Below are 17,827 nucleotides of genomic sequence, written 5' to 3' on the forward strand. Positions count from 1 at the left end.
AGGATTTTATGGAAAGACAGGAGGTTTTATGGCATATGTTGTGTCTTTTCCTCCGAAATATCAGCTATCTCTTCCCTTCTCATAGAAACCTTACGTTCCATGAATTTATCCAGTTCCAGTTTAATAAGACTTGCTACAGGGGCAGCTAGGAAGATTCCCAAGAATCCTCCCAGGCTGCCTCCTATAATGAGCGCAATAATAACCACAAGCGGATGCACATCAATATTTTGAGAAAGGAGTCTCGGGTTTATCACATTTCCGTCCACAGTCTGAATCACAAAAAGAGCTATAAGAGCCGGCAGAATCTTAGTAAAATCTCCATACACAAGACAAACCAAAGCGGTCATTCCGTAGGCGATAAAAGGACCAACATAAGGAATCAGGTTCCCAAAACCGGTCAGAACACCAATGACAACAGCATAGCGAACCTGCAAAACACTAAGACTGACGCTGACCAGCACTGCCATAATTGTGCCGTCAATAATCTGTCCGCGAAGATAGCCTGCAAATACGCGATCTGCGTCTATAAAGAAACGACGGAGCTTCTCCAATCTTCTTTCTCCGAAAAGTAGACGAAAAATTCTTGCCCAGTAGGAAAGGATTTTTTGTCCGTCCGCAAGAAAATAAAGCGAAAATATAATCCCAAAAACCAAGGTACTGAGTGCTCCCGCCAAGCTTCCCAAGGAAGAAAATACGCTGTTTCCCATATTTTGAAAAAACACCACCGCTTTTTGAAGCAAAAGCTGAACCGCTTCCTTTGCATCCTCTCCCCCAATAGGCAGATTACCCAGTCTAACGTAAAGATCGGAATAAAACTTTTCTATCGTAGAGGCAAAATCTTCAATGCCTTGGAACAGGTCTTCAAAGCGCAGAACCTGGATACTTTTTGTCAGAGTGGAAAGGAGAAGAGATCCCAAAAATACAACTCCCAATATCAACAAGAGAAAGGTCATAAGAATGGAAATATTTTGGCAAAGGCTTTGCTTCTTGGATAGCAACGCATTTTTCGAAAGTATTCTTTCAAAAAAAATGGCAAATCGGACTTAGAAGATAGGCAATGGCAAAGCCGAGAAGCAAGGGCGAGATAACCTGGGATGCCCAAGGAAATAGATTTTGAAGATGCGCCCCCAGCTCCGGAAAATGATCTAAAATACGAACTCCAAGATGATATAAAAGCGCCAGAACCAGAGCATAAAAAACAACTAAGGCATAGTTTTTGTTCCATAGATTTTTCCAATTCATTCCCTTACCTCTACATTAAGTATGTTCCCGCCGATTTTTTAAGGGAACTCTTTAGGATAAAAAAGTGCACGAAAGGTTGGAAACTACCACTTCAACCAGTTTCTAAACTGCCTCCTACACCTCTATTTCACCGGCTATATTAGCATTAAAACTGATTGATAAGAAGAGGTACAATTACATATTTATGCTTTCCAGTTTCGAAATTTATACTGTCTGTCTATTTCCTTTAGATAGTTCTTCTTTTTTACTTAAATTTTAATTCGCTGAAATGCGCTTTATTTCTAGCTTTTATAACAAAAATGTGGATAAGTCCCTCGATTTTCTTCGAAAAACCAAAAAAATCTTTGACTTATCCACAAGAATTACACTTTTACACATTGCCAAGGGATTTTTTATCTTTTGTATTCCCCTATTTTCCGATAAAGGAAAATAAAAAGTTACGATATTCATACACCTCTAAAATTTCCCAAGAAATTCTTTAAACGGAGATTTTCACTATTAAAGAGTTCTTCTGAAGTTCCTTGGCAGAGCACTTCTCCTTCTGCCATGAAAAGAATTTTGTCGGAAATCTCTCTGGCGAATCCCATCTCATGCGTCACGATGACCATCGCCATTTGCTCATTCTTTAAGGACCTAATGAGCTCCAAAACCTCTCCGGTCAGCTCCGGATCAAGCGCCGAGGTCGGCTCATCGAAAAAGAGAATCTTCGGTTCCAAGGCGAGCGCTCTGGCAATCGCCACCCTCTGCTTCTGCCCGCCTGAAAGAGAGTAGGGATATTGTCCCGCCTTATCCGAAAGTCCCATTCTCTCTAATAATGCCATTCCTTTTTCTACGGCATAGGTCTTTTCTTTCTTTTGCACATGAATGAGGGGGGCGATGATATTTTCCAAAACCGTCCAATGCGGAAAAAGATTAAAGTTTTGGAACACCAAACCGAAAAGCGCTTTAGCCTGCTGCCTGTTTGCTGTATCCCAGCCTATAGAATCTCCCTCTTTCCGGAGCGACTCAGACTGTGCTTCTCTTTGGAAAACCGTTTTTCCGTCATAAAGAATCGTTCCGGAGTCGGCACTCTCCAAAAAGGTCGCAATCCGAAGCAGAGTGGACTTTCCGGAGCCGGACGGGCCGATAATACTGAGCACCTCTCCCTCCTTGCAACTGAGGTCGATGCCCTTTAAGATTTCCTCCCCGGAAAAGCGCTTTTTTATTCCCTTCATTTCCAATATTGCCATATTTTCTGTTCCCCTTTTTCTTACCGCCTGCTGCTTAAGCACTATTCTCTTCGCTTGCTATCCGATAATTACGCACTATTCTCTTCGCTTACCGCCGTCTAATGATGCCATTTCCATCCCGAATTTTTCATAACCGTCGCTTAAAACAAAGGGCGTTGCATCCTATCACCTATAGCTTTCTCTATTTTCCCTATTTGGCACTATAGTCAACTATAATAGTCCAGTTTCTTTTCGAAACGTTCCATAAGGAAAGCCACGATAAAGTTAAAGATATAGTAGAGTATTCCCGCCATAATGAGGGGGAGCATGGAGCTTTGTGAAGAAGAAATCGCCTTCGCCGTCGTGAACATTTCCATCACCGAAATGGAAAAGGCCAGTGAAGTATCCTTTACGAGCGTAATTACCTCATTCGTGATAGACGGCAGGATATTTTTCCATACCTGCGGGAAAATGATGCGCAGGAAGGCTTGCCTTCTGCTGTATCCCAGAATTTCCGCCGCTTCCAGCTGTCCCTTATCCATTGCCTGGATTCCGGAGCGATAAATTTCCGCAAAATAACCTGCATAGTTTAGAACAAAACCGATATAGACCGCCATCATCCGGTAGCCCGGGTGGAGCTGGATTTTGAAAATGTAATAGGGGCCGTAGTACACCACGAAAAGCTGGAGCATAAGCGGTGTTCCGCGCATGATGGAAATATAGACCTTTGTGGCATTTTGTAAAATCGGATTCCGGCTCATTCTGCCGAAAGAAAGAAGAAGCCCGAGCGGAAGGGAAAAGAGAAGGGTAATCAGGAAGATACTCAGGCTCACGCCGAGTCCTCCTAAAAGTTTAGATAAAATCACATACCACTGCATCTGCATTCCTCCCTCTTACCCTGTATCTCCCTATTTCGACCACTCCCGTTTCCCGTAAAATGCCTCCTCTTCCGAGGAGGCCGTTCCTTTTTTTAATTAGTATCTTACAATATATCATTCAAATCCGGCTACCGGACAAATTGGGATCCTCGTCTTTTTACTCCAAAACAAAACTGTCCTTTGCGCCGAACCATTTCTCCGTGATTTTATCTATGGTTCCGTCCGCCTTCATTTCCAAAAGCGTCTTCTTTACTTTTTCAGCAAGCTCCGTATTGCCTTTCTTAAAGCCGATTCCGTACTCCTCTGCGGAAAGGGTATCCTTTAACAAGACAAAAGGCTTATTTGCCGTTTTAATCTGATACTCCGCCACCACGGAGTCCATGCAAATGGCATCACAGGCGCCGGTTTCCAAATCCATCATGGCGCTTTGGTAGTCTCCCACCTCAACCAAAGAGGAAAAGCTGTCCTTCAAGCTCTTATTTTCCTCACGACTTAACGCCTCTAAGCCCGAAGAATCCTTCTGCACTTCAACCGTTTTTCCGGCCAAGTCTGAAAGAGTGCTGATATTGCTGTCCGCTTTTACCACAAAAACCTGCTTGTTTGCCATGTAAGGGCCGACAAAAGTATAGTTCTCTTCTCTGCCGTTCATACTGAAGCCGTTCCAGATGCAGTCAATATTTCCGGAGTTCAGCTCCAGATCCTTTCCGTCCCAGTTAATCGGTTTCGCCACAAACTTTAGGTTCAGGCGCTTCGCCACTTCTTCCGCCAGTTCCAAATCATAACCGGTGTAACTTCCGTCCTCCGCCACAAATCCCATGGGCGGAAACTCCTGATCAAATCCTACCGTAAAACTGCTCGCCTGTTCCGCCTTTTTGCCACCGCAGGCGGTCAGAGCCAAAGTTGTTAAAGCCAAGACTCCCAATACCAGTACGCTCGTCCATTTTCCTTTTTCCATCATCTTTCTCCACATCGTCATCTTCTACTCCTCCCTTAAATACTGTTTTGATGCTACTTTGTTGCTGTTTTGTTGGTTTACCGGTTTTTACTTGTTGTAATTTTTTTCTTTGCCCTGTTTTATAGTTTTTGCACTTCATTCCGTTAAAAACTATTTCCTTTGTTTATTTAGCGTGATAACACATTACTACACTAAAGTATTGCTGTCAAGAAAAAACTTTCGGTCTTTTCTCTGCTGCAATTCTTCCACAGTAGGAAACCCGAAAGTTCTCTTTTCTATATTTTCTACACTATAATACCTCTACCTGACAAGAGCGTAGGGTTTCCAGCGCTGCCAAATGCTTCTCTTTTGTCACACCCGCACAGCAACTACTGTCCACGGAAATAGGAATCTCCGGAAGAAATGCCTTCAATAAAAGGGCATTCGATACCACACAAATATCCGTGCATAGACCGACAAGCTCTATTGTGAAATCAGGGTAAGCGCCAATCTCTGCATCCCCGCGTATCTCTACAGTATCCTTTATATTCCCTGTATTTTTTGCCATAGTTGCTTCTTCTATCACTTGCTTTGTAAAAAGAGTTCGCATAGATTCCGCTAATTGAAGGCTTCCGAAGCTTCCCTTTTCAAAGAAATGATCCGGAAGAATGAGTTCTTTCAGTGCCGGATGCAGCCCCCAGCCTTCGGTCCCTTTTATACAGTGCGGCACGGGAAGCATTTTCCCCTCCTGCGTGGATAGATAGTCCTCTCCATGCGTATCCAAGGTGGCATAGACCATTTCCTTCGGATAGGAAAGAATCTTCTCTTTTACTTTTTCTACAATCCCCTGCGCTTCTTCCGTACCGAGAGAACCGTCAATAAAGTCCTTTTGCATATCCACTACAATAAGGTAATGCTTGCCTTTCCCCTGCTTCTCATTATTATTTTGATTGTTTTCCATTTGAATGCCTCCTCCGTTGTGCTTTTCCATTATGCTATTCCAGTGCGATTTTCTTTTGCGTGTTTTGCGATTTTCTTTTGCATTTTCTCTTGCGCATTTCCGGCGCTTTTCTTTTTCTATATTACTCCATTTTTACTTTTTTCCAAAATCCCTCACAGCCCTCTACAATATCTTCATAGCAGGCTTGGAATTCTCCACTGTACCAAGGGTCTGCAATAGGATGAGGATGGTCGGTATAATCCCCAAGAAGAGAAACTTTTCTTTTCGAATCTCCTCCGAAAATGCGTTTCATGTTCTCCCGATTCCGCTCATCCATCCCGATAAAATAATCATATTTTTCGTAGTCTTCTTTCTGTAATTGGCAGGCTCTTTTTTTACTACAGTCTATTCCCAGTTCCTCCAGGATTTCCCGCACCGGAGGATAGACGGGATTCCCCTGCCCGTGATAAATTTCTTCCGAAGAAGTGGCTTTGGAAGATACTTGAAAATCTTCTGTTCTTCCATTTTCCTCCAAGATTCTTTTAAATAGATATTCCGCCATGGGACTACGGCAAATATTACCGTGGCAGACGAAACAGATTTTTTGCATAGTGTTTTCCCTCCTAAAATGCCGTGGATTCTATTTCTATAGTCATCTCCTCAGCCGTTTTTTCCGGATTACTGATCAATATTTCCAGTACAGCTTTTTCTGTTTTATTTATACCGACATTTGTACCGACACTTTGCCTGCTCATCTCCAATACATTTTTTATTATAGGAAATTCTGCACTTAGTATAATTGTCTGTGATTTCAAAAACTTCTTTGCCATATTTCTTAATAATTGTCGGAGCGTAACTTATTTGACTTTTATAAACAGAAGGTCATATACGCCGGTATACACACTATTCCATCTTTCATGACCAGATTTCTTGGGTGAATAATATAACTCTCCCCTATTCTTGCTTTATATTTTTCATTAAATCTATTGAGAGAAGCTATAGAATACTTTTTCCCTGACTTTACCTCTATAGGATACATTTTATATTTCAACTTACTGTTATTGGATATAATGAAATCAATTTCTATATCATTACGGTGTTTTTCAAGTGAATAATGAGTATAAAAGTACAATTTATGTCCATTTGCCACAAGCATCTGCACTATGACATTTTCATATAACATTCCCTCATTAATAGATAGTTTATCATTTAGAATCTGTGCATATACCTCACTCTCTAACAACTCGTTTTCATCAAATGCATGACTGAGCAAAAGTCCTGTATCCCCCATATAGCACTTTACATAAGTTCGTTCTTCATTGATTGAGAGGCCAACATTGGGATCATTACACAAAAAACACTCGTTTGAAATCATAGAATCAGACAGCCAAAAAAAAGTTTCACTATATCGATCCGCATAACTGCCTTCCTGTATATTTTTGAATACGACACGTTTCTCATGCTGTGACAATAATCCCGGAATTTGATCAAAAATCGCCAAAACTTTGCCACGATACTGTGCCTTAATCTTCATAATATCATTACGATACAATTTCAAAATATCCCGTTTTTCAGCATCCACTAAACTGAAGTTTTTTTTATTTTCAATGTAAATGATAAGCGGTTTTGGCATGCCACCCACTAGCATATACTGCTTAAAAAGCATCATTGCATTATTATGCATACCTCTTTCCAAAGGCTCCCGCTTTTCAAAACATCTTTTTATATAATTTAAAAGCTGTTCTTCTCCCAGCGCCCAGGCAAATTCCTCAAAATCAAGCGGATACATGGTAATGCTTCTCTCCTCTGAGGGTATTACAATATCCTTAACATTTTCCTTGATGGATATCAATGAACCGGTTTCTATATAATCGTATCTACCGTCAGCAACAAGATACTTTATTGCGGCTCTTGCTTGTGGAAACATCTGTACTTCATCAAAAATCAGCACAGATTTTCTTGTAACAAGATTAACCCCATAGTAGGTACTAAGCAGCATAAATAAATCATCAAGCTTGTTCAAGTATTGACTAAAGTATTCTTCTACAACCTTATCCTTCTTTGCAAAATCTATAAGAATATATGATTCATATTCTTTCTTTGCAAATTCTTCAACAATTGTAGATTTGCCAATACGCCTGGCGCCCTCCAGCATTATCGCTTTTGTTCCACCGCAGCCATTTTTCCACTCCAATAATTTGCTATAGATTTTTCTTTTTAAAATCATCCGATTCTCCTCGCAGTTACAATCTACCTCATTGGGTGGACTTTTTGATTATGCGCAGTGTTTATATATGGTATTTCTTTGATTATACGCACATTATATTGGAATTTTTGATTATACGCAAGTATAATATTTTATAATTTTATGATTATGCGCAGTTATCTTCATCTATACCCTTGCCACTATCATGGCAGATTAGGGACTTTCACCCCTTATACTATAGGAGATACAAAGAGACACGAAAAAAGCACCCTGCATCACGCAAAGTGCTCTTCTCGTAGGTAAATGGTAATGCAGAATAGTTACTGCAAAGTATTCTTCTTTTCCGATTAAGCCTTCTTCATAAAGCTGTAGGTATAAACAAACTGATCCGGAGTGTAGTTATCAAGCTTTACTCCGTCAACCTCTGCGTAAGGATAACCGAAATCATTTAAAGCCTCTCCATCCTGCGCAGGATTCAAGCTAAGATCTCTTCCATCAGACAAAATCATACGCTCTGCATCGCAGTTGCCAAAGTAGTATTCCTGCTTCTCCTTGGTTTCTGTCTGATCCTTTGTCCAATTATTCTTTAAAACAGCCTTCAACACATCGGCGGGATCTGCGGAAACCCAACCGGTTCCCTTTAAATAAAACTCTGCCCAGCAGTGCTGATTCTTGGTAATATCCTCCGCATTGATACGGATTCCGAAATGCTCTCTAGCAGGAATTCCGGATGCACGGCAAAGGGCTACAAACATGGAGTTAATATCGGTACATTTTCCGGTCATGGTGGTATCCAGAAGAGCACAAACGTCTCCCTCTCCGCAGCCTTTTACACTCTCATCACGGTTCATATTGGCAATAACCCAGTCATAGATGGCTCTTGCCTTCTCTAAATCCGTAGTTTTTCCTTCGGTAACTTCTGCGGCCTTGTTCTTCACCTGATCATTTAAGGGGAGATTCTTGGAAGGCTCCAGATACTTCTTCACATCCTCAGGAAGCTCCGCCTTTTCATCTTCCTTTAATTCAGGGCTAATGATTTCTTCTCTCTTTACCTGTAAATCCAGCTTTACCACTCTATCGGCAGGCTCGGCATTTTCATCCCATTCCACATAGAGCATCTGATTGCCCCAGTCGTCCGTGTTCATTTCCGCCTTAGCATTTCCGGCATCATACTTTACGTCCTCAACAGTCTGATACTCATTGCTATGTGGCACAGGAATCCAAAGACGAACCTTCTTTCCCTTTTCATACTTGGATAAGTCTACGGTATTATTCACTGCTCCCTCTACCACCTTCTTTTCGGAAGCCTCCGCCTTTTCCGTCTCCTTCTCAGAGCTCTTCTCTGTCGCAGCAACAGATTCCGTGCTCTGCTCCGTTCCCTTTGCACTACTCTCAACATTACTTGCTGCTTTATTTCCGCAGGCAGCCATCAGCATTCCTACTGTTCCCAAGAGCAACACCAAATTTAAGCTTTTTTTCATTTTTTCCTCCTTAAGCCACTCTTTTTAAACTGTAACGGGGAAAGTATACGCCTATGGTGACCGAGATAGAAATTGATTATTTCTATAAAAATAGCTATTTATTTTAAATCCACATAAATCAAAAAAATCTTTCTCGAAGAGATAGGATGATGAACCTCCAAAAATTGTAAAATCTATCAGGATAATCCCGCTAAGCAGTTCAAAAGGAATTTTCATGGTTAAGATAGGCTCCTTTCTTCCTCCGGCTCATAAATCCTGCGAAGCGCTTTTTGCTTTCCCAAAATCAGAACAAAACCGGCCAGTAAGGTGAACGTTCCGCCAATCGTAATGCACCACCGATAATCCAGAATCTCTCCGAGAAAGCCCATCACCAAAGAAAATGCACTGCAGCCGGCTGTAACCAGAACCCCCTGGAAAGCATTGACCCGAGACCGGAGTCTTTCCGGAATATACCTCTGTACGGCTGCATCTCTTATGATGGCGCTGTTACTCCCGAGAAAGCCGCAAATTCCTCTGTTTAAAAGCATCAAAGGATAAGGAAGCCAGAGCAAACACATGTCCATCGCGGAATATGTTTGATAGACAAAAAACACGAAACCGAACTTCTTCTTATCCGGAATTTTAATTCGATATTGTAATGCACTGCCGATGGACCTTCCTATAAACTCCACCACGGAAAATGCGGCATACATTGCCGCCGTGAAGCCCGGAAAAGTACGGAAAAAAGCGATGAGAAGGGGAGAAAATCCGGTGTCAACACCATTGCTCACCGCCATATATTCATAAAGCCCCAAAAGACCGCGTTCTTTCTTTAAATACTGTACCGCCTCCCGTATGTCCGAGACCCATGCCTGAAGAGAATAGGTCGCAGAATCATGCCGTTCCGTTTCATCCAGACGAATAAAACTCTCCGTGATAGCGGCAAGAAGCGATAGTCCACCCTGCGCAATCAGAATCCATGCCACACCGAACGTGTCCAAAAGCACTGCGGCAAACGGGGTCATAATCACCGTTAAAACCGGATAAAGCATAGAAGACACCGCGTAACCCTTTTGCTCCGCGCCTTTCGGGATAAGCTCCGGATAAATACTGGTGAAGGCCAACTCGTCTATCGATCCGAGACAGGCCAGAAGCAAAGACAGCGCGAGATACCCGATGTAGGAAAAGTCAAAAAATAAGAACCATAGTCCCATGCCGAAAATCAAAAAGGAATTTGCAACATCTCCCATGACCAGAAAAGTCTTTCTCGGAAGTCGATCCATAATAGGCGCAATGACGATAGGAATAAACAGGAAGGGAAGAAGCTGTATTGCGAGAATCAGAGCGGATGCCAAAGTGCTCCCGGTTTCATCGAAAACCAGGAATGCCAGCGCAAAACCTCCTGCAATTCCCCCGATTGTACCCATCGTAGACGCAAGAATCACCAAGCTGAAATTTCGATTCCAGAGTTTTGTTGTTGTCATATTTCCCTCAGCAAATGATATAGTAACTTCGTGTTTCTTAGGATAAGGGGCTTATCCCTTATCCTTACTCTACTATATATGCTTTAATGAATATAAAACAGTCCTTTTCTCACAATCGCATTATGAGTAAAACAAGATACCGCCCTCTCCGCGAGCGATACTCATTAAGAATTATAATTCAATATTGTGATAATAAGGATAAAATAAAATCGTAAGAATATGAAAATAGCACTTTCTATATCTTTTCTCTGCTTTGTGATACTGTATAAAGAAAATAAGGAAAGGAAAAATCATGAAAATCCATAAATCCACCATCATTAGCCTCGCTTTTTTAGCCGTCGTTTATCTTGTTATGCAGTGGAGAGGAAATATTGCATCCGTGGAGAAAAATAGTCGATCCATTTCAGAAACAGAGGGTAAAACAATAAAATCCGATAGAGAAAAAGATCAAAAAGAAGCAGAAACAAGTTCTGATAACTCATCTTCCGAAAACGATCTCAAAGCAGTTTATGCTTCCTATTTAACGCTCTTAAAAGAAAAGCAAAAAGACATTGAATCCTATACCTGGCAAATTTACGAAGAAAATCCCGTGGGAAGACATTTAAAGATGGAAACAAAGGGAATTGCCATTACCGATGTTTACGGAGACAGTACGCCGGAGCTTCTCTTTATAGACGGAAGCCAATACGATGAGGAGGGAAATGCCATCCATGCAAACCTTCACATTTACAGCTTCCAAGACGGAAAGCCTGTGGAAATTGCGAAGAAGGAAAATCTGGATTATCAGGTGGGTGGCGGCGCTGTTTACGATATTTTCCTGACAGAAAAAAATAAGCGTCTATATATCGAGCAAAGCGAATTCGATGCGAGGGACACGGAAGTGCTTTACCTTCTTTCCGCGTCAAGCAGCTTCCCTTTGGAGTGGGACAAGCAGGCAAGCTATAGCTATGATCCGGAAAAGAGTTTTGAAAATGATGCCACTTCTCCGCAGCGTTCCGATGAAGAATTCATCCTATATGATAAGCCTGTAGAAAAGACGGACTACTACGCCTTTAAAAAAAGAATTGAGGAAAAAAATCCGAAAAGTTTGATTAGTAACTTTGGAGGAGAAGAGAAAAAAGAAAGTTCCGCTCTGAGCTACAGTGAGGCTCTCTCCTTTTTGGAAAAGCAAATACAATAATAGAATCGTCTTGGAATAGTAAAGGCAATACTATAATCGTCTCGGAGTAGCAAAGTCCGGCCATTTTTCTACGAAGACATCGTTTTTGCCCTAAAATCAAGGCTTTGCAACTCTCGGTTGTCAAATTGACAAGCCCGATTTCTTCCCTGCAACCGGATTTTCCGATAGTATGAGAGACGTAAAGACGGAGTGAGCAAAAGCATTTTCCAAAGCAAACATTCTTTCCTATCTTATAGAATGCGCTCGACACAAAAGGGCAGGCTCCATAAAGTTATGAAGAAGAAAGTGCATCGGCTCGAATACAGCATCATAAAAGGAGTAGAGTATGATACTTGCAGACAAGATTATTGAATTAAGAAAGAAAAACGGCTGGTCTCAGGAGGACCTCGCAGAGAAGCTGGATGTCAGCAGGCAGTCTATTTCCAAGTGGGAAGGCGCCCAGTCCATTCCGGATATGAATAAGATTTTGAAGTTATCCGAGGTTTTTTCCGTAAGCACGGATTATCTCTTAAAGGATGAGATAGAGCTGGACATCCCGGGAGAAGCCCCAAAGGTTGATACAGACTCTTCCTTTAAAGAAGTTCCCGTTTCCATGGAGGAGGCCAATGCCTTTCTCGCGTACAAGAATCAGGCCGCTTCTCAAATTGCCTTAGGGGTATTGCTTTGTATCCTTTCCCCTACCCTATTGATTGCTTTAGCTACCCTTCAGGAAAGTGCCCGTATTCCCCTCTCCGAGGGAAAAGCAGTCGGTATCGGGGTGCTCTTTCTCTTCCTTCTGGTAGGAGTCGGGGTAGCCTTATTTATCAAGAGTTCTATTGAAGGGGGGCGTTTTCACTATATGGAAAAAGAGCTTCTGAATACCGCTTACGGGGTAAATGGTATGGTGCAGGAGAAAAAATCCCGTTTCCAGGGAACGTATACTTCTCAGATGATTTTAGGTATTTTTCTTTGCATCATTGCCGTAAGTCCCATCTTCGTCAGTATGATTCTCTACGGAGAAGATGATCTCCATACCGCTCTTGCGGTGCCCTTCCTCCTGCTTTTTGTGGGAGTCGGCGTCTTTCTGATTGTCAGAACGAATATTATTTGGGATTCCATGAACATGCTTTTAGAGCAGGGAGAGTATAGAAGGGAGAAAAAGATGGATGAGCATAAAAATGAAACCGTAGGGCAAATATACTGGTGCTCGGTAACGGCTATCTATCTGGGATATAGCTTTATTACCCGGCGCTGGGACATCAGCTGGATTGTGTGGCCTGTCGCTGGAGTGGGCTACGGTGCAGTATGCGGCATTGTTAATTCCTTTAGAACGAAGATTTAAAATCTTAAAAGAGTGGGTACAAAAGCCCCCACTCTTTTTTGTGTCCGAACTAGTTTTTTCTTTAAATCATCTTATTTTTATCTTTTCGATTATCCCTTATTGGAATTCGGCATGCTTAAATTTAAGCTATACCCCCGCATCCCTCCGTGCTTTTCTTGTCAGTCTGTTCCTCTTAAAGCACTCCTCGGTCTCCCTTGGCTCAAAGAAATGCTTTTCTTTTTCCGCTAAGCAGTTTTTGATTCTAAGATAATCCTCGAAAGAAGACAGCTCTCCTGTAAACAGTAGATACTCCCCTTTATAAATCGAGTCCAGAATCTTGGAGGTACTGTTTTTCTTATAGAAAGTAAAATGAGGATAAAAATGGATTCTGCTCCCGGTTCCGTCGTGTAGCTGAAAATCTATGAAGCCGATTCCCGTATAGGGAATACTCCGGCTTTCTCCTTTTCGATAGTGTAGCACTATTTCCTCTTCATAAAATACGGCTTCCACAAGATAGGATTGGAAGAAAAACTTATAAAGCTCCCGAAGAGCAACAAAACTGCAAAGGAGAAGTAGTGCAAAGATAAACCAAATGCTGCTGTCCCATCCCACGTGTGCGTAGAAGAAGGAAAAAAGTCCCGCGAAAAGCAGCAAAACAAACAAAGCCGAAATAGGATTGGGAGAATCATGAGTGATTTCCCAATGACAATTTCCATTTTCATCCTGGTAGGTATTCCTTTTCATCTTTAACTTTTAAAGGCCGGCCTTAAAAAACTCACAAAAAACCGCAAAGCCCCTTTTTCCTCTCCAATATTTGCCGAATCATCCAAAAAATCTCTATTAAAGCAGAGTTTACTTCATTGCTTCTCTCCACTCCTTCTCTTTAAAACCCACAAGGACTTTCTCTCCATACAAAAAGATCGGTCTTTTCACAAGCATACCGTCTGTCGCAAGAAGTGCCTCCTGCTCCTCTTCTGTCATAGACGGGAGTTTATCCTTTAGCTCCATAGCTTTATATACCAGTCCGCTGGTATTGAAAAAACGCTTTAGAGGAAGTCCGGAGCGCTCCCGAATTTCGTGAATTTCCTTTGCGCTTAATTTCTCTTCCTTTATCGGGCGCTTCTGAAAAGAAACTCCCTCTGCCTTTAAAAAATCCTCCGCCTTCTTACAAGTTGAACAACGGTCATAGCCGATAAGTATATTCATATTTTCTCCTTTCAATTGAAATGAACTATTGACTGACTTCGGGAATTGACAAAGTTTATACGTTAGAGATATCGCAAGCTTTTTGCATGATAACTCGATACTCATTCTAAACAGAAGCATTTTACCCTATCTTGGTAAATTCCACAATCAATCGGACTCTTATAAAAGTTCCATCCATCTTATCCCTTACCCTTGAATATATCCTTATTAATATTGTAAACTTAGATGGTTGTTTTTAATAAAATCAAGACAAATAAGATAAAGAGGATAAACTATGACTGTCACAAAAATAGAGTGCCCCAATTGCCATGGCCAACTTGATATTCCGGAGGGAATGAAGGAAGGCTTTGTCAGCTGTAAATTTTGTAATACCAAGGTATATATCGAGCCGTACAAGCCGAACATCACCCAGAATTTTAATATAAAGGAAGTGAATTACAATAAGCCCGGTGCCACCGTGCGTAATAACTCGAAGGAGCTCAATGTAATTGCGATTGTCGCCGCTCTCGGCATTCTTTCCACTGCTTTTCTGTTTGTAATTATCCTTCCCCTTCTTCGTTTTCGTTCTCCCGGAAGCGTCAGCAGTAAGGAAAGCTACCGAACGTCTCCGAAAGCGGATGTGATGAAAAGCTTTTCCGAAAAGGCCTTTTCCAAGCCGTTGTCAAAAATTACGGCGAAGGACTATGCTTCTTTACAGTACCTTGCTATCCGGAAGAAGAAGGATCCTTCTGACGGAGTGGATAAATGGTTTTTCTCTTATTCCACTTCCGTGGACGATTCCGGAAAGCCGGTCGAGGAACATACTGCCTATCTTCCCGGAGCGGATTATCTGGATGAAGAGGATCTGCAGCCTTTCACCGGTTTGGTTTCTCTTTCCATCGGCTCCGGTTTTCGTTATTCCTATGATGATGACAATGCCAATGATCTGCGTTGTCTCCCTAATCTGCAATTTTTTTCTACAGAATATAGTACTTTTGGCGAAATGGAAAGAACACTTCTATATCCCGAGAAAATCCTCGGTCTTTCCGGCGTCAGTTTTTGTGACGAGTCAGTCTACAGTTATGATGACTCCAAGGCGAAGGATATTACAGATATTTACAAATCCTTCTCCTCTTTACAAGAGCTTTCCGTATCGGTAGACTCGGATTTCGAGCCGGGAATCAGTGTTCTTAGCTATTTTCCGAATCTGGAATACTTAGCTTTAAGAGTAGAAAGTGGTAGAGATGAGCCTCTGGACCTCTCTCCACTCTCCTCTTTAAGCAGTTGTAAAAGCTTATTTATAAACGGACCCTATTCGCAGTCTGTAGGAAATCTTAGTGTTCTATCCGGTATGCCGCAGATTGAGAATTTGGGAATTTCCAATATTCCGAATTTTAAAGATTTACAGTTCGCGCAAAATATGCCGAAGCTAAAGTCGCTCCATCTCGTAAGTCTTCCGATTCTTTCATTGGACGGGCTTAGTAATATAAGTTCTTTAAACAGCCTTTACCTAGACTGTAGTAATCTGAAAAATGCCGATGCTCTGTCGAGCCTTACTTCTTTACAGACTTTGGGCTTTGCTTACCATAATTATGAGATTCCGGATTTACACGGCTTATCCGCTTTGGAAAATGCGGAGGATTATTGTAATGACTTGGATAAAATCTCCGGTATGCCATCTCTTAAGAGTTTAACTATCCATAATAATGCACAGGAATATGAGGGAGACTTCCTACGCGGTATGAATAGCCTAAGTGATTTAGTGATTGTCGGAAACGGCATTATAGGAGAGGTACTGCCTTCTTTAGGGCCGGCTTTACGGGAGCTTCCTTCCCTACAAAAAGTTACTTTCCGCGGAACTCCCATGGACAGTTACCAAGACTACAGCAGTTCTCTTTCCAATCTCGGTGTAAAGGAACTGTATTTTCTGCTCGAAGACGACAGCATCACGGCGGATAAGCCTCTTCTTCCTCTTTCTCTAAGCAAACTGGAGGACGATTATACGGTTCAAGTCTTAAATCTTTCCCTTGCAAAAATCCAAAATTTGGATGATGAAACAAGGAATTTCTATCCCAACGCGAAGGCCTATCTCTCCCATTTTAAAGCTCTGAAAAGACTGTACATTTCCGGAAATACACTGGAGAACCTGGATTGCATAGAGGGCCTTACGACTCTCGAAGAGTTGGATATTTCGGAAAATTACATCTCTGATGTCTCCGCCCTCCGAAATTTCCCGAACTTAAAGAAAGTAAAGCTCTCCGGAAATCCCGTAGTGAATGCAGAGATGATACCGGATAACATAGAGGTTGTTGCAAGCTTGGACTAAGTAGCGGACTGAAATGTCCAAATTGAAATGCGGATGTAAAGATATGAATGAAAAAGCTCCTTTAGTAAAATTCAACTAAAGGAGCTTTTTGATGGACATCTCTTGCAAAGCGTGCGCTTGATTATTATTTCTTTAAACTTTGTTCTTTAATTCTATGTTAGTTCTTCTTCGTTTCCGTCTCTGTACTTGCCGCTTCTGAAGTACTTGCCGTTGTTTCCTTCGTGCTGTTTCCGGCATCTTTTCCGATATCCATCTGTGTCTCATAAGGCACTTCCTGTTCTGTCACTTTAATCTTGGACTCGACATATTCCATTACCGCATTTCGGATGGCTGCCTCTTCTACAAGCTCCTTACCATACTGCTCTATTAACTTGATACGGTTGGTCTCTTCCCCAGTAAGAGAAGACTCTGCCTCGGCAAGGCTATCCAAAAGTGCATCTGTAGCACGAATATTCTGTTCATCAGCAAGCTTTCTCATAATGAAAAGCTGCTTTGCATAGGCTTCCGCATTTGCATAGGCATCTTCTTTAAACTGCTCTACAGTCTTGCCGGACATATTGATGACGTCGGCTGCACTCATGCCGTATTGCTTGTACTGGTTTAACTGTGCATTGAGGATATATGCCTTTGCATACTCCAAGAATTTCTTGGAAAGCTCTACTTCTGTCTTGTCGGAAATCTGCTGAATTGCCTGATCCTGAATCTCAGAGTGATAAGCAAATTCTTTTCTGTTCTGCAGCTGTTCTCTGACCTGATCACGATAGCTCTCTACTGTCTCTGCGGTAGTACCTGCATAGTTCTTTACCCATTCATCCGTGAGCTCCGCCTGACGCTTTACTGCATTGACCGTAACCTCGAATTCCGCATCCTTTCCTGCCAAATCGGTATTTCCGTACTCTTTCGGAAATGTAACCTTAACAGTTACCTTTTCTCCTGCTTTTTTACCGATGAGCTGATCTTCAAAGCCCGGAATAAAACGTCCGGAACCAAGCTTCAAGTCCTGCTTTTCCGCCGTTCCGCCGTCAAACTTTACACCGTCAATAGAACCGCTGTAGTCAATATTAACCGTATCACCTTCCTTGGCTGCTTCGTCAACGGTGGTCAGATTCTCTTCCAAAGTCTGATTGATGGCATTGTCCACTTCTTCCTGAGTAACGTTCTCCATGGGTGCCACCGTAACAGAAATGGTGCTAAGATCCGGAAGAGTAATCTTGCCCATCTCGGAAACCTTCGGCTCTTCCGGGACAGTCATACTCTCCAGTTCCTTAATCTCCGGACTGTCCTCTGTTAAAGTGGACGGACTCGCCTTATCCGTTTCTGAAATTTCAGATTCGGACGCAGTGCTAGCCTTAGTGCTGTCCTCCGCCTTCTTTCCACAAGCTGCTGCAAATACCGCCATAGCCATAATCGCTGCTACGGCAAAAATCTTCTTTTTTCTCATAATACTCCTTACTCTATTTTTTTGAAAAAGGAGAGAGGAAAAT

Annotated in this window: 17 protein-coding genes; 3 read left to right on the forward strand and 14 right to left on the reverse strand. The window is 42.0% G+C overall.

Annotation, left to right across the window (positions count from 1 at the left end):
- Positions 1-26: 26 nt before the first annotated feature.
- The 11 genes from HMPREF9625_RS04910 to HMPREF9625_RS04955 form a co-directional block, all read right to left on the reverse strand.
- The gene (locus HMPREF9625_RS04910) at positions 27-953 is read right to left on the reverse strand and encodes an AI-2E family transporter (protein ID WP_242826666.1); all 927 of its coding nucleotides are present in this window, start codon (positions 951-953) and stop codon (positions 27-29) included.
- Between the two features lie 67 nt (positions 954-1,020).
- Positions 1,021-1,242 carry a hypothetical protein gene (locus HMPREF9625_RS11480; RefSeq protein WP_016361589.1) on the reverse strand — a complete coding sequence of 74 codons (222 nt, stop codon included), beginning with the start codon at positions 1,240-1,242 and terminating at the stop codon, positions 1,021-1,023.
- Positions 1,243-1,688: 446 nt separating this feature from the next.
- Positions 1,689-2,471, reverse strand: coding sequence for an amino acid ABC transporter ATP-binding protein (locus HMPREF9625_RS04915; protein ID WP_009535884.1), 783 nt, complete (start codon positions 2,469-2,471; stop codon positions 1,689-1,691).
- Between the two features lie 206 nt (positions 2,472-2,677).
- Positions 2,678-3,328 carry an amino acid ABC transporter permease gene (locus HMPREF9625_RS04920; protein WP_009535885.1) on the reverse strand — a complete coding sequence of 217 codons (651 nt, stop codon included), beginning with the start codon at positions 3,326-3,328 and terminating at the stop codon, positions 2,678-2,680.
- A 157-nt stretch (positions 3,329-3,485) separates the two neighbouring features.
- A complete protein-coding gene (locus HMPREF9625_RS04925; protein ID WP_009535886.1) occupies positions 3,486-4,304 on the reverse strand; it encodes an amino acid ABC transporter substrate-binding protein in 819 nt (272 codons plus the stop codon).
- Positions 4,305-4,572: 268 nt separating this feature from the next.
- On the reverse strand, positions 4,573-5,223 hold the full coding sequence (locus tag HMPREF9625_RS04930) for a cysteine hydrolase family protein (RefSeq protein WP_009535887.1): 651 nt from the start codon (positions 5,221-5,223) through the stop codon (positions 4,573-4,575).
- Positions 5,224-5,344: 121 nt separating this feature from the next.
- The gene (locus HMPREF9625_RS04935) at positions 5,345-5,812 is read right to left on the reverse strand and encodes a low molecular weight protein-tyrosine-phosphatase (protein ID WP_009535888.1); all 468 of its coding nucleotides are present in this window, start codon (positions 5,810-5,812) and stop codon (positions 5,345-5,347) included.
- 13 nt (positions 5,813-5,825) lie between these two features.
- On the reverse strand, positions 5,826-6,032 hold the full coding sequence (locus HMPREF9625_RS04940; protein WP_009537944.1) for a hypothetical protein: 207 nt from the start codon (positions 6,030-6,032) through the stop codon (positions 5,826-5,828).
- Between the two features lie 38 nt (positions 6,033-6,070).
- A complete protein-coding gene (locus tag HMPREF9625_RS04945) occupies positions 6,071-7,429 on the reverse strand; it encodes an ATP-binding protein (protein WP_009535889.1) in 1,359 nt (452 codons plus the stop codon).
- Between the two features lie 326 nt (positions 7,430-7,755).
- Complete coding sequence (locus HMPREF9625_RS04950) at positions 7,756-8,889, reverse strand: transglutaminase-like domain-containing protein (protein WP_009535890.1); 1,134 nt, start codon at positions 8,887-8,889, stop codon at positions 7,756-7,758.
- 218 nt (positions 8,890-9,107) lie between these two features.
- Complete coding sequence (locus HMPREF9625_RS04955; RefSeq protein ID WP_009535891.1) at positions 9,108-10,352, reverse strand: MFS transporter; 1,245 nt, start codon at positions 10,350-10,352, stop codon at positions 9,108-9,110.
- 292 nt (positions 10,353-10,644) lie between these two features.
- On the opposite strand from HMPREF9625_RS04955, the gene HMPREF9625_RS04960 reads away from it, so the two are divergent.
- Positions 10,645-11,532 (forward strand): hypothetical protein, encoded by an 888-nt coding sequence (locus tag HMPREF9625_RS04960; protein ID WP_009535892.1) that lies wholly within the window; start codon positions 10,645-10,647, stop codon positions 11,530-11,532.
- Positions 11,533-11,857: 325 nt separating this feature from the next.
- The gene (locus tag HMPREF9625_RS04965) at positions 11,858-12,853 is read left to right on the forward strand and encodes a helix-turn-helix domain-containing protein (RefSeq protein ID WP_009535893.1); all 996 of its coding nucleotides are present in this window, start codon (positions 11,858-11,860) and stop codon (positions 12,851-12,853) included.
- Positions 12,854-12,979: 126 nt separating this feature from the next.
- Here the strand turns inward: HMPREF9625_RS04965 and HMPREF9625_RS04970 are convergent, their stop codons facing one another.
- Together HMPREF9625_RS04970 and HMPREF9625_RS04975 are read right to left on the reverse strand one after the other, a co-directional pair.
- The gene (locus HMPREF9625_RS04970; protein WP_009535894.1) at positions 12,980-13,576 is read right to left on the reverse strand and encodes a hypothetical protein; all 597 of its coding nucleotides are present in this window, start codon (positions 13,574-13,576) and stop codon (positions 12,980-12,982) included.
- 108 nt (positions 13,577-13,684) lie between these two features.
- Entirely contained in the window at positions 13,685-14,038 is a 354-nt protein-coding gene (locus HMPREF9625_RS04975) for a Spx/MgsR family RNA polymerase-binding regulatory protein (RefSeq protein ID WP_009535895.1), read from the reverse strand.
- Positions 14,039-14,312: 274 nt separating this feature from the next.
- On the opposite strand from HMPREF9625_RS04975, the gene HMPREF9625_RS04980 reads away from it, so the two are divergent.
- Positions 14,313-16,343 (forward strand): leucine-rich repeat domain-containing protein, encoded by a 2,031-nt coding sequence (locus HMPREF9625_RS04980; protein WP_009535896.1) that lies wholly within the window; start codon positions 14,313-14,315, stop codon positions 16,341-16,343.
- Positions 16,344-16,500: 157 nt separating this feature from the next.
- On the opposite strand, the gene tig is transcribed toward HMPREF9625_RS04980, so the two are convergent.
- Positions 16,501-17,784: a trigger factor gene (tig, locus tag HMPREF9625_RS04985; RefSeq protein WP_009535897.1), complete on the reverse strand. Its 1,284-nt coding sequence runs from the start codon at positions 17,782-17,784 to the stop codon at positions 16,501-16,503.
- Between the last annotated feature and the right edge of the window lie 43 nt (positions 17,785-17,827).

Origin of the sequence: Oribacterium parvum ACB1 (assembly GCF_000238055.2) — a bacterium.
GTDB lineage: Bacteria > Bacillota > Clostridia > Lachnospirales > Lachnospiraceae > Oribacterium > Oribacterium parvum.